The sequence below is a fragment of the Roseibium sp. genome, from assembly GCF_965276855.1.
Classification (GTDB): domain Bacteria; phylum Pseudomonadota; class Alphaproteobacteria; order Rhizobiales; family Stappiaceae; genus Roseibium.
The window spans coordinates 2,233,656-2,247,036 of record NZ_OZ255700.1 but is presented as its reverse complement, the minus strand read 5'-3'; the positions used below and the strand labels follow the sequence as shown (position 1 = coordinate 2,247,036).

Below are 13,381 nucleotides of genomic sequence, written 5' to 3'. Positions count from 1 at the left end.
GGCCACAATAATTGAATAAAAAATATCTAAAAATGAAACAACAAAAGCTTTGAGGTAGCAGTAAATAGGGGGAGAAGAACGCAGGGTAAATTAAATGAATAGGTAAAATATACGGAAATTGGAGCGTATTGGCGCGAAGGTTGGTCGTCAAAAGTGCTAGGGGCGCCGACAAAAAACCCGGCCTGGGGCCGGGTTTGAGGCGCGTGGATGATCCACGGAGAACTGCTTTTATTTACAAGCAGCTGTAGTTTTAAGCCGCGCGACGGAAGGACAAGCTCATGCCACCACCAGAACGGTTGCGGCGACGCTCTTCCGGTGGGATGTAAACGATGGAGCGGTGGTCGTCACAGTAAGACACGCCCGGCTCGACCCGGTTGGAGCACGGAAAGGTGTAATTTCCAGCGTCGCCTTCTGCCCATTTACAGCAGCCCGGGCGCGGGAGAGACAAGTCAGCCATGACAGTTTCCTTTATTCTATACGCACACAACAAAAGCGCTCGAGCATCCTCCTCAAGTGAGGATCCGAACAGCCTTTGAAATAAATCGGATTTAGCAGACGCCCGGGACATTTTTCATGGCCCACCTCTGCAAGCAGAGAGCCCTTCAGCAAGCGCATCGAGTACATAGGTCGGATGTCACAAAATTGCAATAGAATAGCAGGCATGTCGGCCTTGCATTTCCTGCATAGCCGGTTAAGCCTAGTTTACCTTTGCTCAGAAAGCTTAACAACTTCCGTTGTTTAGCGCTTTATTGCTGGTCATCTGGCGGGAGCTGCCCACCGGCTGCAAACAGTGCTTGGGGTGTGTCCAAGTCGAGCCGGGCCGCATCACCAAGCTCGACTTCCGCTACGAAGCCTGGATTCTCAGCAATAACATGGCGAGCGCCAATGTCACCGGTCAAGGATTTGAGCGCGTCGAAAAATCGCTGGTCCCAGAGTACCGGATTGCCGCGTTTCCCGTCCGCAGTCGCTGCGACAATCAGGTTGCTGGAGCTTTCCCGATAGGCCCCAATGAGGCGGTTCAAGGCCTCCGGCGTAATGCGCGGCATGTCTCCGAGAAGGATAATGACGGCTTCCGGCTCCGTTTTTAGAGCATTCATACCAGCGCGTATCGAGCCTGCCATACCATCCGCATAATCGGGATTATACGTGATCGTCAAATCAAGATCATCCACCTCGGCTTCGACCCGCTCAGCAAGATGACCAGTGACCAGAACGGTTTCGATCAAATCAACACCGCAAGCCGTTTCTGCAGCGTGACGTATCAACGACTTGCCATCCAGTTGCGCCAGCAGCTTGTTCGGTTCACCCATGCGGGAGGATTTACCGGCGCCCAGAATGATCGCTGCGATCTTCGGCTTCGACCTGGGGGGCTTTGGGGCTCTTGGTTGCGGCCGTGTTCCGATCTCCATCAAGAGGCCTCCAACGCCCATGCCGGTGATGTCGTGGGTTGAAACTTCCAATCCGGCGAGCAGGCGATCAAGGATCCAGTCAAAGCCGTTTTCCTTTGGGCTGCGGGCGCACCCAGGTGCGCCGATCACAGGCGTTGCGTTGAAATCGCCCAGCATGAGAAGGTTGCCCGGGTCCACCGGCATGCCGAGGTGTCGAACGTCGCCGCCAGCTCTTTCCAACGCTGCAGGAAGAACATCTTCCCGGTCAACAACAGCGGACGCACCGAACAGGATCAGCAAGTCCACGCAGCTGGTATTCATTTGGGAGATGGCAGCAGAAACAGCCTCTTCGGTATGGTCGACGCGCAATTCAGCCGCGATATGACTGCCGCTTGCCCGAAGCCGGTCTTCGAGTATCCGGCGGGTCTTATCCATCGTGGAAGGTTTCAAATGGGGCAAGGATGTTGCGATCAAGCCGACCTTATGGGCAGAAAACGGCGCGACGCGGACCGCGCCTTTGATCGCTCTTTCGGCCTTGCCGATTAAATTATCCGATACCGCAAAGGGTATGATTTTGGCTGTTGCGACCATCCGGCCCGGCGTGACCCGAGTATGATTTGCGAGCGTTGCAAAGGTAATCGCCGGATCTATTCTATTGGCATCTGTGACCGCGGCCTCATCAATAACCAGAACACCGTCGGTGTCTGAAAACAGGTTCATCCGGCCCGTAAACGGCGCGTCCGTGTACAGGCCGGCACCTTTGGCAGCGCCTCCTAGTCGGGCTGCCGCTGCGTCTTCGTCCAGGTCTCCGGCTTCAAGGCGCGCAACAACAATCGTCTCCAAGCCGGCCTCGCTCAAAAGAGCGCAGTCGGTTTTTGTTAAGCGATGCCCTTTCTTGAGGATGAGGCCAGGCAGTTTGGTCGAGTGGGCGAGCACACATCCCTCAGCTTCCATCGGCGCAACGGGGCCAAACTTCATTCCAGGCCCCTCTTCATTGCGTAACCCCATCGGGTTTTCGTAAGGCCTTGATCACGGAGGCGAGGACTGCAACTGCAATTTCTTGAGGGGAGGCTGCACCAATGTCGAGACCGATTGGCGCTTCCATCCGGCTCATTACATCCTCTGACAAGCCCGCTTCCCGAAACCGCTCCAGGCGCTTGCCATGGGTCTTTTTGCTGCCTAGAGCACCCACATAGAAGCACCCGGTCTTGAGCGCTTCCATGAGTGGGTAATCATCAATCTTGGGGTCATGGGTGAGCGCCGCGACGGCGGTGTAAGGGTCAAATGGCTGGGCTTTCAGAACATCTTCCGGCCACTCAGCCAACAAGCTGGACCCAGGAAACCGGTCTTCTGTCGCAAAGGCCGTGCGTGGATCAATCACGCTGACATTGAGGCCTGCAATTTCAGCCATGGGAACCAGTGCCTGGCTGATGTGTACGGCGCCGATGAGGACAAGTCGGGGTGAGGGCACAGAGACAGTCAGAAAGGCCTCGCCGGCATCGGTTTTGACAAGGCCGGATTTGCCGGACAGGAAGCGCTTGTCGAATTCTTCAGCCAGAGGGTCGTCACGGTAGGCAATGTCCCTCTTGATCAACCGTTGGCTGCCAGCGGTCATATCTGTGACCAGAATAGCGGCTCGGCGGGCAGCCCGTTCTGTGTTCAGTTGGCTGAGAAGTGAGAGTTCCATGTTAACTGCGATCCGTTGCCAGCTTCAGGCCAAGCCCAACAAGCAGTGAGCCGCCGGCCCACCTGGTGATTGCCTGCATTCTGGATTGACGCGTGAAACGCTTTTTGACTTCTGATGCAAAGAGCACGGTGACGATATCAGCGGACGTGAACGCAAAATTGACGATCGTCCCGAGAATGAGGAACTGTGCCCAGACCGGAAGGGCCGCTTCCGGGCTAACGAACTGTGGCAGAAACGCAATGAAAAAGACGGCGACCTTCGGATTGAGGACTTCTACGAGGAAGCTGTCCACCATGGCCCGCCGTCCGCTTTTCTGCGGCAAATCCGGCATTGCACCGCTTTCCGCCCGTGCGCGGATCATCTGAACGCCGAGAAAAATCAGATAGGCGCCGCCAATGATTTTCAGCGCGAAGTAAAGACTCGGAACGACAGAAAAGATCGCGGAGAGCCCGAGAGCCGCTGCAAAGACATGCACGTAACAACCCATGTGAATGCCGAGAGCTGCAAGAAAGCCGGCGCGACGTCCCCGCGCGATCGTTTGAGCGGCGGTGTAAAGCAGGGCAGGGCCTGGCATGTAAGCAAAAAGGGCAGTCGCGGCGAAAAAGGCCAATAACGTCTCAATAGGTGGCATAGACAATACTCAATCAGTTAACCGGCTCTACATAAACGCGAATGCGGCCGCCACAAGACAGACCAACCCGCCAAGCTGTTTCATCGGCAACGCCAAATTCAAGCATCGCTGGTTTACCTGTCTCGATCACATCAAAGGCTTCCGCAACGACGGCGCCTTCGACGCAGCCACCAGACACCGAGCCTTCAAAATTTCCATCGGCATCAATCACCAAATGCGACCCTGTTGGACGGGGCGCGGATCCCCAGGTCTCAACGACCGTTGCCAAGGCGACCGAGCGGCCGGCTTCTTTCCAGGTTTGGGTGGTTGCCAAAATGTCGGGAGCGGAGCGGCTGTTGCCATCCTGCATGGTTCAATCTCCTTGGATCCATTCGTAAATATAGCGGGTCCGCAAACGGATGAAAGAAGAAGCTGCCAAAGAAAAAGCACCTGCCAGTTGGCAGGTGCTCCTCAATTGGTCCACTTGTCAGCGGATGATTATTCTGCAGCAAGCCTGACAGATGGGGCTGCGCTGCGAACAGAGTTGTCGACATGCGGTTCGAAGGTCTCAAAGTTGTTTACGAACATGTCGACCAGTTTTGCAGCTTGTGCGTCATAAGCCTCTTTGTCGGACCAAGTGTCGCGCGGCGTCAGGATCTCGGTATCGACACCGGCAACTTCAACAGGAACTTCGAAGCCGAAGTTTGCATCTGTCCGGAATTCTGCGTTCGAAAGATCACCGGAGAGTGCAGCCTGCAAAAGGGTTCGGGTCGCCTTGATCGGCATCCGGTGGCCGACACCATGCGCGCCGCCGGTCCAGCCGGTGTTCACCAGCCAGCAATCAACATTGTGCTTGGCGATCAGATCCTTGAGAAGATTTCCGTATTCGGACGGATGGCGCGGCAAGAACGGCGCACCGAAACAGGTTGAGAACGTCGCTTGCGGCTCGGTCACACCCTTTTCGGTGCCCGCCACCTTCGCCGTGTAACCGGATAGGAAGTGATACATTGCCTGGGCCGGGGTGAGCCGAGCGATTGGAGGCATGACGCCAAATGCATCTGCCGTCAGCATGATGATCGTCTTCGGGACCGGCGCACAGCCAGTGTCGCTGGCATTGGAAATGAAGTGGATCGGGTAGGCGGCACGGGTGTTTTCTGTTTTCGAACCATCGTCGAAATCCGGAACCCGATCTGCGTCCAGCACAACATTCTCCAGAACCGTGCCGAACCGCTGAGTGGTGGAATAGATTTCCGGCTCTGCCTCCGCGGACAGTTTGATGGTCTTTGCGTAGCAGCCACCTTCAAAGTTGAAGACGCCGTTTTCGCTCCAGCCGTGCTCGTCATCGCCGATCAGAGTGCGTGACGGGTCAGCGGACAAGGTTGTTTTGCCGGTGCCGGACAGGCCGAAGAAGACGGCTGTATCGCCGCTGTCACCCACGTTTGCCGAGCAGTGCATCGGCATGATGCCTTTTTCCGGAAGCAGGTGATTAAGAACGGTAAATACCGACTTCTTCATTTCACCGGCATAGGATGTGCCGCCGATTAGAACGATCTTGCGTGTCAGATCAACGGCAATCACGGTCTGGCTGCGACAGCCGTGGCGGGCCGGGTCGGCCGTAAAACTCGGCAAATCGACAATCGTCATTTCCGGCGCAAAATCTGCGAGGTCGCTGCGCTCCGGGCGCAGCAGCAGATTGCGGATGAAAAGAGAATGCCATGCGTATTCTGTGTAGACGCGGACCGGCAGGCGGTGGTCGGAATCTGCTCCGCCGTAAAGGTCCTGTGCAAAAAGCTCCATTCCTTCAGCATGTGCCAGGAAATCACTCATCAGGAGATCAAATTGCTCCCGGGACATTTGCGCATTGTTGTCCCACCAGACGGCATCCTTGGTCTGGTCATCGACAACCACAAACTTGTCCTTCGGCGAGCGGCCGGTGTGTACGCCGGTTTCTGCGACCAGAGCGCCGCCAGCGGCCAGCTGGCTTTCACCTCGGTTCAGGGAATACTCATAAAGCGCAGGTTCGCTCTGGTTCCAATAGAGCGCTTTCAGTCCTTTGAAGCCGAACGTTTCGCTGCCAATGGCTGAATTCCTATCGCCTACTTCCTGCATGATCCCGAGATCCTTGTTGTGGGAGCTATTTGTTAGCGGCCGGGCAGTGTTAACAAATACTGAACCCGATCTTAAGGGCTGCGAACCTAGTGGATGCGCAGAAATGCAGCAAGGCGGCCAAAGGGCTATGTGTTTGTTTAATCGATTAAAATACGCGAATAAATACCGCTTAATTAATTTGGGCGGCAAACAAAAAAACGAAACTTTCGAATTCTTCGACTTGTCTGCTGAGGCGAAAGTATATGCGGCTGAAGCGCGCTTTTTCGGTCTGTGACGTGATTGAGCCGAAAGGGGGCGATCTCATTCTCGCCTTATTTGAGAACGCTGCGGCAGAGCATAGAGATCGGAAGCGCACGCAAAATTCGTTTTAAGCGGTGTGTTGCCGCCTATCAGTTTGTTCCCGCAGCGGCAGGCGGGGTAGTAAGAGATCCCGATCGCAGAACAGTAGTAACCGATGAATTTGGCAGCATTTGAGTTTGGAGCTCGGACAACAGCTGAATGTGTTTCGGCGTATTGTTGCAAGCTTTCGGAATTGGGCTTGTAACGCTGCGCTATCCCCGCCATCTGGAGCACAGTTTTGGCGCCTTAGAAGGCTTGCAGTGGCTTTGCGCACCTCGTTCTGCAGATTGTAAATGGCCCGATCGCCTTAATTTTTGCGCATTTAGCAGGCCAAAGGCTTTGTGTTACTCTTTGATCGACGCGTGCCGTCGGTGCGTTTCCGGAAGTGGACGAAGACAAATATGCCAACGATTGCCCTGGTTGATGACGACCGCAATATCCTGACCTCCGTATCAATTGCATTGGAGGCGGAAGGATATCGGGTCCAGAGCTACACGGATGGAACCTCCGCGCTTGACGGCCTGCAAAGCGATCCGCCCGAACTGGCGATCTTCGATATCAAGATGCCGCGAATGGATGGCATGGAATTGCTGCGCCGGTTGCGCCAGACATCTGATCTCCCGGTCATTTTTCTGACGTCCAAAGACGATGAAATCGATGAGCTGTTCGGTCTCAAGATGGGCGCCGACGACTTCATCCGGAAGCCGTTCTCCCAGCGTTTGCTGGTTGAGCGTGTCCGCGCGGTGTTGCGCCGTGCCCAACCGCGCGATGCATCTGCACCAAGGGATGATGCAGACAAGTTGCTGGAGCGCGGGCAACTGGTCATGGATCAGGAGCGGCATACCTGCACCTGGAACAACAAGCCAGTTACGTTGACCGTCACCGAGTTCCTTATTCTATCCGCCCTGGCCCAGCGTCCAGGGGTCGTCAAAAGCCGGAATGCGTTGATGGATGCGGCCTACGATGATCAGGTCTATGTTGACGACCGCACCATCGACAGTCACATCAAACGTCTGCGCAAGAAGTTCAAAGTGGTTGACGACGATTTCGACATGATCGAAACCCTTTATGGTGTTGGGTACCGGTTCAGAGAGGTTTGAGCTGGAGGCCACAGACCTGAAGGTGGGCCTGAATGGCGGTGGAAAGCGAACATCTGGACGACCTGCAGATCTCTGAACCGGAAGGCGGTTCGGAGCGCTCCAAGCTGCGCCGTTTGAGCAAGAAGCGCGTTCGCCGTCGGCTCTTGAACCGTGTGGGCCGGGTCTTCGGGACATACGTGCTGTCTTCCCTGACGCGCCGGATTATTGCGATCAATCTGGTTGGGCTTATCGCTCTCGTGATCGGGATCCTCTACCTCAATCAGTTCCGTGCCGGTCTCATTGATGCACGGGTGCAGAGCCTCCTCACGCAAGGGGAGATCATTGCCGGTGCAATTGCGGCATCGGCGACCGTCGATACTGGAACGATTACGGTCGATCCGGAACGTTTGTTGCAGCTTCAGGCAGGTGAGAGCATCACGCCGACGGCTGGTGATGACCTTGAAAGCCTCGACTTTCCAATCAATCCTGAACGTGTCGGCCCTGTTCTTCGCCGGCTGATATCTCCGACAAAAACCCGTGCGCGGATCTACGATCCGGAGGGGATTCTTATCCTGGACTCCCGGCACCTTTATTCCAGTGCGCAGATTTTGCGCTTTGATCTTCCGCCGCCCAATGTCGAGGAAGAAGGCTTTTGGGACACACTCTGGCAGTGGAGCAAACGCTGGATGCAGCAGGGCGACCTGCCGATCTATCAGGAGGTTGGTGCAGGCGACGGCCGCGCTTATCCTGAAGTGGAGGCGGCCCTTGCAGGATCTCCGGCCAGTGTGACCCGGATATCCCAGCGTGGTGAACTGATTGTCTCCGTGGCGGTTCCGATCCAGCGGTTTCGTGCCGTGCTAGGCACTTTGCTCTTGTCAACGCAGGGCGGTGATATTGATGCCATTGTTCGGGCCGAGCGCATCGCGATCATCCGTGTTTTCTTGTTTGCTGCAACGGTCACGATCCTTTTGTCGATCCTTCTGGCCGGGACCATTGCAGGACCTGTGCGCCGTCTTGCAGCCGCAGCGGATCGCGTGAGGACCGGATCAACGACGTCGCGTGAAGAAATCCCGGAGTTCTCAGACCGGCAGGACGAGATTGGTCACCTGGCGCGTTCGTTCCGGGAAATGACCAACGCGCTCTATGACAAGATTGATGCGATCGAGCGTTTTGCAGCTGACGTTGCACATGAACTCAAAAACCCGCTGACTTCTCTCAGAAGCGCGGTAGAGACCTTGCCGCTTGCCAGAAACGAGGACTCGCGCAATCGCTTGATGGAAGTCATCCAGCATGACGTCCGCCGTCTTGACCGGTTGATCAGTGACATCTCCGATGCGTCCCGTCTGGATGCGGAACTTGCCCGGACACAATCGGAAACCATCGACCTTGCCGAACTTCTTCGGAACATGGCGGATGCAGCCAATGAGCGGTCCGACAAGGGGGACCCGCGAGTTAAACTGACCGTTGCCGACGCGCCCGGCACCAAACCTTACGAAGTCCAGGGCCATGACATTCGGCTCGGTCAGGTGATCAGCAATCTTCTCGATAATGCCCGTTCGTTTTCACCCAAAAAGGGCTCCGTCCGGGTGGATCTTGGTCGCGATGCCCGGGAAATCAAGATTACTGTGGACGATGATGGTCCCGGGATCCGGGCTGAAAACACTGAGCGGATTTTCGAGCGGTTTTATACCGACAGGCCGGACGGCGAAGGCTTTGGCAACAACTCCGGTCTTGGTCTTTCCATCTCAAGGCAGATCATAAATGCACACGGCGGGTCGATTTCTGCGACCAACCGTATTGAAGTTGGAAAAGACGGGAAGGACCGGATAGCGGGCGCCCGCTTTACGATCATCTTGCCCGTGGGCCGCAAGAAGTGACGGCCGATAACATCCACGCAAACTGCATTGTTGTCGGAACCAAGGGAATCCTGATCCGCGGAGACTCGGGAAGTGGCAAGTCTGCTTTGAGTGATACCCTTCTCGAAGCGGCGCACTTGCGCGGACAATACGCGGTGCTCGTTGCAGATGATCGCGTGCTCTTGAGCGCGGATACCGGGCGATTGCTTGCGGAGCCGCCGGAGGCGCTCCAAGGCCTTATGGAAGTACGCGGCGCCGGTATCGTCAGAGCAGAATTTTTGCCCCATGCGCAAGTTCACCTGATTGTTGATTTGTGTCAGTGGGAAGCGTTGGAACGCCTCCCGGAGGAGCCTTGCAAAAAGGAAACCGTTTTGGGCGTAGCGTGCCCGCTCCTTCGTTGCCCCGAAGACGATGCTTTTTCGAGTATACGATTGATCCGCTGGGCCTTCAGGCATCTCTACCCAAACAGCCCTGACTATTTTTGAGGCGGACCTTTCCTTTTTTGCTTGCAACTGGCGATACGGTTGCCGAGAGTGCAGCAGGCTGGTAAACGCCCGGCTCTCAAATGAGCTGAAGCAAATCTCGATGATCGGGTTTTTATACGTATGATTGGACTTGTCCTCGTCACTCACGGGCGCCTCGCCGAGGAATTCAAGGCAGCACTGGAACATGTTGTTGGCCCACAGGAGCAGGTCGAGACCATCTCCATTGGCCCGGATGACGATATGGAACAGCGCCGGCAGGACATTTTGGCGGCGGTCGATGCCGCAAATACAGGCAAAGGTGTGGTTCTTCTGACAGACATGTTCGGTGGCACACCGTCCAACCTTGCTATCTCGGTTATGGACAGCAAGTCCGTTGAAGTCGTTGCAGGTGTAAACCTGCCGATGCTAATCAAATTGGCCAGCGTTCGTGCTGATCGCGAGCTTCCGCAGGCTGTTGACGAGGCGCGGCAGGCCGGACAAAAATATATCTCCGTCGCGAGCCAGGTGCTGTCGGGACAGAATTAACAAGAACAGGACGCGAAAAGCGTGTTGGAAAAAGACCTGACGATTGTAAACCGGCGCGGCTTGCACGCCCGGGCATCGGCAAAATTGGTAAAGCTGGTTGAGACCTTTGACGCCGACGTGGAAGTTTCAAGAGATGGCCAGACAGTGGGCGGCACCTCGATCATGGGGCTCATGATGTTGGCTGCCAGCCCTGGCTGCTGCATCAAGGTCCGCACGAGCGGCGCGCAAGCTGAACCCGCGCTGGAGGCCATCACGGATTTGGTCGAAAGCGGCTTCGGGGAAGAAGACTGACGGTCTCGACACACCGCAAGGTTTGACCATTGGGTTGGAGGGCAAGTTGGACGCGGTTGTGGATCGGAATATGCAGGTAACGAAAGACCTGCTGGCCCATGTTCATGATGCTTTGGGGGCCGATTTTTCTTTTGAGCTTCCAGATGGAACGGTTATTCCGGTAAATGGCCAGGAGAGCGAACTCCGCCTATTCATTTCCGACACCGCGATCCCCGCGTTTTTGCGGCGTCCCAGTTTGAAGACGATTCTTGAGCTTTATGCGCGCGGCGAAGTCGAGCCGCGCGGCGGTTCGTTGTTTGATTTTGCTGACAAGCGTCCATCCATCAAATCGAAGGTACTTTTGAAGCGTTTGAACAAGCGCCTTGTCGTCGGATCAGCGTTGAAGTTGTTCTTTGCACCGCGCGCGTCCGGCACACAACAGGCGCAGCTGGATGGCGGCAACACGGCTCAGCAATCCGGGAGCGGTCAGACCGACATTGCCTTTCACTACAATGTCTCCAATGAGTTCTATCGGCTCTTTCTGGATCCGGAGATGCTCTACACCTGCGCATATTTTAAGTCATGGGACACAGATCTTGCGACCGCACAGAAAGACAAGCTGGAGATGATCTGCCGGAAGCTGCGCCTGAAGCCGGGGGACCGAATGCTCGACATCGGGTGCGGCTGGGGGGCTCTGATTTGTTACGCGGCCGAGCATTATGGTGTGACGGCAACAGGCGTGACTTTGTCGGAAGAACAGGCCGTTCTCGCCCGCGAGCGGATCAAGGCCAAGGGCCTGGAAGGTAATGTTTCTGTCGAGCTTAAGGACTTCCGTGAGATGGAGGGCGAGTTCGACAAGATTTCCTCAATAGGGATGTTTGAGCATGTCGGCCTGGATCATCACGAGGAATACTATCAGGCCGTTCATCGTCTTCTGCGACCGCGTGGGATCTATCTCCACCATGCGATCACGCGTCGGGGCAAAAAGAGCCTCAAGAACTTCCGGCGCAAGCGTGCGGAGTATAAGGCGCTCGTCAGATACATTTTTCCTGGCGGCGAGGTTGACCACATCGGATGGACCCTTACCAATCTGGAATCCTACGGTTTTGAAGTGCACGACGTCGAAGGTTGGCGGGAGCACTATGCACGCACAACCCGACTGTGGGCTGAGAACCTGATGCGCGCCAAAGAGGCAGCCATTACTGAAGTGGGGGAAGAAAAATATCGCTTGTGGCTGGCTTATTTGACGGGTGTCTCCCTTGGCTTCCAGCGCGGCACGATCAACATCTTCCAGACTGTGTCGACCAAACGCACAAAGGGCCCGTCGTCTATGCCGCCGACACGTGAAGATCTTTACCGGAGCTAGACGGTATTGGCGATTTGGAGCTCAGCCGAACCCATGTCTCGAAGCCCCATCCTAACGATGACTTAATCATATAAAGAATTCTTTATATCTTTATTGCATGACATGCGGTGCGGGGGTATAACCCCGGCAATGGATTGTGGCGTTGCTCGCAATCCGGCCACTTGCCGCGCAGCAGTCAATCGACTGGATCTGTTTTCCGACAGAACGCGGCGCAAAATCGAGTTGGCCCGGCAACAGAGGCTGGCGCAAACAGCAGGAAACTTTCATGGCTGATTACATCGTCAAGGATATCGGACTCGCAGACTGGGGCCGCACCGAAATCGAAATCGCGGAACACGAAATGCCGGGCCTGATGGCGTGCCGGGAAGAGTTCGGTGAGAGCAAGCCGCTTAAAGGTGCCCGGATTGCTGGCTCCTTGCACATGACCATTCAGACAGCGGTTCTGATTGAAACGCTGGTCGCGCTGGGCGCGGAGGTCCGTTGGGCGTCCTGCAACATCTACTCCACCCAGGATCAGGCCGCCGCCGCCATTGCCGCATCCGGCGTGCCGGTTTTCGCCGTCAAAGGCGAGACCCTAGAGGAGTACTGGGACTACGCCGACAAGATCTTCGATTTCGAAGACGGCGCCAACATGATCCTTGACGATGGTGGCGACGCCACTCTTTACATCTTGCTCGGCGCCCGCGTTGAGGCAGGTGAAACGGATTTGATCGAAAATCCGAAGTCCGAAGAAGAGGAAGCTCTCTTCGCGCAGATCAAGAAGCGCGCAGCGGCCAATCCGGGTTGGTTCACCAAGCAGCGCGACATGCTGCAGGGCGTCACGGAAGAAACCACCACTGGTGTTCTGCGCCTTTATGAAATGCAGAAAAACGGCAAGCTGCCGTTCCCGGCGATCAACGTCAATGATAGCGTCACCAAGTCCAAGTTCGACAACCGCTATGGCTGCCGCGAATCTCTGGTAGATGGCATTCGCCGCGGCACCGACGTTATGATGTCCGGCAAGGTCGCTGTTGTGTGCGGCTATGGAGATGTCGGCAAGGGCTCGGCGCAATCTCTCGCAGGCGCTGGCGCCCGGGTCATCGTTACAGAGATCGACCCGATCTGCGCACTTCAGGCATCCATGGACGGCTTCGAAGTCAAGACCATGGAACAGGTTCTGCCGGAAGGCGACATTTATGTCACCGCGACCGGCAACAAGGACATCATCACCTTCGACCACATGCGTGGCATGAAGGACATGGCGATCGTCTGTAACATCGGTCACTTCGACAATGAAATTCAGGTTGCCGCTCTGAAAAACACCAAACTGCGTCCGGTCAAGGACCAGGTCGACATGTACGAGTTCCCGGATGGCAAGCGAATGATCCTGTTGTCTCAGGGGCGTCTGGTAAACCTCGGCAATGCGACAGGGCACCCGAGCTTCGTTATGTCTGCAAGCTTCACCAACCAGGTGCTGGCGCAGATCGAACTCTTCACCAAGGGCGATCAGTACAAGAACGAAGTTTATGTGCTTCCGAAGCACCTCGATGAAAAGGTTGCCCGTCTGCACCTGGCAAAGCTTGGTGTGACGTTAACCGAATTGAGTGACGACCAAGCGGATTATCTGGGGATTAACAAGTCCGGTCCGTTCAAGTCGGAACACTACAAATACTGATTTCTGCGCTTCT

General features: G+C 55.8%; 14 protein-coding genes. 8 read left to right on the top strand and 6 right to left on the bottom strand.

The window, feature by feature from the left end:
* Positions 1-250 precede the first annotated feature (250 nt).
* The 6 genes from ACQY4Z_RS10285 to ACQY4Z_RS10260 all read right to left on the bottom strand — a co-directional run bounded on the left by ACQY4Z_RS10285 (position 251) and on the right by ACQY4Z_RS10260 (position 5,794).
* Positions 251-457 carry a hypothetical protein gene (locus ACQY4Z_RS10285; protein ID WP_133949130.1) on the bottom strand — a complete coding sequence of 69 codons (207 nt, stop codon included), beginning with the start codon at positions 455-457 and terminating at the stop codon, positions 251-253.
* A 289-nt stretch (positions 458-746) separates the two neighbouring features.
* A complete protein-coding gene (locus ACQY4Z_RS10280; protein ID WP_428528957.1) occupies positions 747-2,366 on the bottom strand; it encodes an NTP transferase domain-containing protein in 1,620 nt (539 codons plus the stop codon).
* Positions 2,367-2,379: 13 nt separating this feature from the next.
* Positions 2,380-3,075: an XdhC family protein gene (locus ACQY4Z_RS10275; protein ID WP_428528955.1), complete on the bottom strand. Its 696-nt coding sequence runs from the start codon at positions 3,073-3,075 to the stop codon at positions 2,380-2,382.
* Position 3,076: 1 nt separating this feature from the next.
* The gene (locus ACQY4Z_RS10270; protein WP_428528953.1) at positions 3,077-3,706 is read right to left on the bottom strand and encodes a LysE family translocator; all 630 of its coding nucleotides are present in this window, start codon (positions 3,704-3,706) and stop codon (positions 3,077-3,079) included.
* A 13-nt stretch (positions 3,707-3,719) separates the two neighbouring features.
* Positions 3,720-4,055: an XdhC family protein gene (locus ACQY4Z_RS10265; RefSeq protein WP_428528951.1), complete on the bottom strand. Its 336-nt coding sequence runs from the start codon at positions 4,053-4,055 to the stop codon at positions 3,720-3,722.
* Between the two features lie 128 nt (positions 4,056-4,183).
* Positions 4,184-5,794, bottom strand: a complete 1,611-nt coding sequence (locus ACQY4Z_RS10260; RefSeq protein WP_428528949.1) for a phosphoenolpyruvate carboxykinase — start codon at positions 5,792-5,794, stop codon at positions 4,184-4,186.
* Positions 5,795-5,897: 103 nt separating this feature from the next.
* On the opposite strand from ACQY4Z_RS10260, the gene ACQY4Z_RS10255 reads away from it, so the two are divergent.
* The 8 genes from ACQY4Z_RS10255 to ahcY all read left to right on the top strand — a co-directional run bounded on the left by ACQY4Z_RS10255 (position 5,898) and on the right by ahcY (position 13,368).
* The gene (locus ACQY4Z_RS10255; RefSeq protein WP_428528947.1) at positions 5,898-6,068 is read left to right on the top strand and encodes a hypothetical protein; all 171 of its coding nucleotides are present in this window, start codon (positions 5,898-5,900) and stop codon (positions 6,066-6,068) included.
* A 466-nt stretch (positions 6,069-6,534) separates the two neighbouring features.
* A complete protein-coding gene (locus tag ACQY4Z_RS10250) occupies positions 6,535-7,233 on the top strand; it encodes a response regulator transcription factor (RefSeq protein WP_133949114.1) in 699 nt (232 codons plus the stop codon).
* 32 nt (positions 7,234-7,265) lie between these two features.
* A complete protein-coding gene (locus tag ACQY4Z_RS10245; protein ID WP_428528945.1) occupies positions 7,266-9,089 on the top strand; it encodes a stimulus-sensing domain-containing protein in 1,824 nt (607 codons plus the stop codon).
* Positions 9,086-9,553, top strand: coding sequence for an HPr kinase/phosphorylase (locus ACQY4Z_RS10240; protein WP_428528943.1), 468 nt, complete (start codon positions 9,086-9,088; stop codon positions 9,551-9,553). Before ACQY4Z_RS10245 ends, ACQY4Z_RS10240 begins: the two co-directional genes overlap by 4 nt.
* A 120-nt stretch (positions 9,554-9,673) precedes the next feature.
* Entirely contained in the window at positions 9,674-10,078 is a 405-nt protein-coding gene (locus ACQY4Z_RS10235) for a PTS sugar transporter subunit IIA (protein WP_008193884.1), read from the top strand.
* A gap of 21 nt (positions 10,079-10,099) precedes the next feature.
* The gene (locus ACQY4Z_RS10230; RefSeq protein ID WP_209178923.1) at positions 10,100-10,369 is read left to right on the top strand and encodes an HPr family phosphocarrier protein; all 270 of its coding nucleotides are present in this window, start codon (positions 10,100-10,102) and stop codon (positions 10,367-10,369) included.
* A 70-nt stretch (positions 10,370-10,439) separates the two neighbouring features.
* Positions 10,440-11,714 (top strand): class I SAM-dependent methyltransferase, encoded by a 1,275-nt coding sequence (locus tag ACQY4Z_RS10225; RefSeq protein WP_428528940.1) that lies wholly within the window; start codon positions 10,440-10,442, stop codon positions 11,712-11,714.
* Between the two features lie 265 nt (positions 11,715-11,979).
* Positions 11,980-13,368: an adenosylhomocysteinase gene (ahcY, locus tag ACQY4Z_RS10220; RefSeq protein ID WP_133949107.1), complete on the top strand. Its 1,389-nt coding sequence runs from the start codon at positions 11,980-11,982 to the stop codon at positions 13,366-13,368.
* The last annotated feature ends 13 nt before the right edge of the window (positions 13,369-13,381 follow it).

Excerpts from the sequence above, each read along its gene's own strand:
- ACQY4Z_RS10285 (WP_133949130.1), bottom strand. The coding sequence starts at position 457 with ATGGCTGACTTGTCTCTCCCGCGCCCGGGCTGCTGTAAATGGGCAGAA.
- ACQY4Z_RS10280 (WP_428528957.1), bottom strand. The coding sequence starts at position 2,366 with ATGAAGTTTGGCCCCGTTGCGCCGATGGAAGCTGAGGGATGTGTGCTC.
- ACQY4Z_RS10275 (WP_428528955.1), bottom strand. The coding sequence starts at position 3,075 with ATGGAACTCTCACTTCTCAGCCAACTGAACACAGAACGGGCTGCCCGC.
- ACQY4Z_RS10270 (WP_428528953.1), bottom strand. The coding sequence starts at position 3,706 with ATGCCACCTATTGAGACGTTATTGGCCTTTTTCGCCGCGACTGCCCTT.
- ACQY4Z_RS10265 (WP_428528951.1), bottom strand. The coding sequence starts at position 4,055 with ATGCAGGATGGCAACAGCCGCTCCGCTCCCGACATTTTGGCAACCACC.
- ACQY4Z_RS10260 (WP_428528949.1), bottom strand. The coding sequence starts at position 5,794 with ATGCAGGAAGTAGGCGATAGGAATTCAGCCATTGGCAGCGAAACGTTC.
- ACQY4Z_RS10255 (WP_428528947.1), top strand. The coding sequence starts at position 5,898 with ATGCAGCAAGGCGGCCAAAGGGCTATGTGTTTGTTTAATCGATTAAAA.
- ACQY4Z_RS10250 (WP_133949114.1), top strand. The coding sequence starts at position 6,535 with ATGCCAACGATTGCCCTGGTTGATGACGACCGCAATATCCTGACCTCC.
- ACQY4Z_RS10245 (WP_428528945.1), top strand. The coding sequence starts at position 7,266 with ATGGCGGTGGAAAGCGAACATCTGGACGACCTGCAGATCTCTGAACCG.
- ACQY4Z_RS10235 (WP_008193884.1), top strand. The coding sequence starts at position 9,674 with ATGATTGGACTTGTCCTCGTCACTCACGGGCGCCTCGCCGAGGAATTC.
- ACQY4Z_RS10225 (WP_428528940.1), top strand. The coding sequence starts at position 10,440 with ATGCAGGTAACGAAAGACCTGCTGGCCCATGTTCATGATGCTTTGGGG.
- ahcY (WP_133949107.1), top strand. The coding sequence starts at position 11,980 with ATGGCTGATTACATCGTCAAGGATATCGGACTCGCAGACTGGGGCCGC.